Source organism: Novosphingobium sp. 11B (assembly GCF_054589055.1).
The window spans coordinates 1-840 of the sequence record NZ_BAAILP010000209.1; the positions used below are offsets into that span (position 1 = coordinate 1).

Sequence of the window (840 nt, forward strand, 5' to 3'; positions counted from 1 at the left end):
TTCGACAAGCTCAGCCTGAGCGGGAATTGGAAAACTGCTTTGAAAACCTGTCCGAGCTAATTGAGCAGGAACAGGAGACCCGCTCTCAAATCCGCTCAGGCTGAGCCTGTCGAAGCCCCATCAGCCACCCACTGCCCGAAGACCGCCAGCGATCCCGGAGTAAGTCACGGGCGATGAAGGTGCTTTACCCCCGCTTGAAGATCTGCCCCGAATCGAACAGCGAGATCCGCCACTCGCCATCGGCATCGCGGCGGCATTCCATCTTCACGTCGGCGACCGCGAGCGGGTCGCAGTACTTGTCGAAAGGCCCGTCGCCCAGCGCCGCGAAGAACACCAGCAGGTAGCCGACTTTCGCATGGTCCTCGCCCTCGAAACCGACCCGCAGCGAGGTGATGATATGCCGCATGGTCATGAGGCCCGCGCCCGCCTTCATGGTCTCGGCGCGGCCCTTGTAGAACGCCTCGACCGCCGCCAGCCCCTCGCGCCACTGGCCGCCGACGTTGTAGCGGACATCCTCGGCGAGGCAGTCGGTCTCGCGCATCTTCAGGCCGTTGTGGATGTCGAGTTCGTCGCCCCACTCGTAGATCACCTGCTTGATCGCGAGGACGTCTGCCGCCTGCTGGGGTGTGAATTTCGCCATTGAGCCTCTTCCCGTGGGGTTATCGCGCGAAGGCTAGGGCAGGGCTTCGGGCGGGGCTAGCGGATGCCATGCATTACCGCCCCGGCGAAGGCCGCATGGATATCGCCGCCCCATATTCGTCATTGCGAGCGTAGCGAAGCAATCCAGAGCAGTTTGAGAATGCCCTGGATTGCTTCGCTACGCTCGCAATGACGATCGGA

Annotated in this window: 1 protein-coding gene; it reads right to left on the bottom strand. The window is 62.5% G+C overall.

Going from position 1 to position 840, the window contains the following annotated elements; translation table 11 throughout:
- Positions 1 to 184 precede the first annotated feature (184 nt).
- Positions 185 to 640 carry a nuclear transport factor 2 family protein gene (locus ACYPYD_RS19120; RefSeq protein ID WP_069708073.1) on the bottom strand — a complete coding sequence of 152 codons (456 nt, stop codon included), beginning with the start codon at positions 638 to 640 and terminating at the stop codon, positions 185 to 187.
- Positions 641 to 840: the final 200 nt, after the last annotated feature.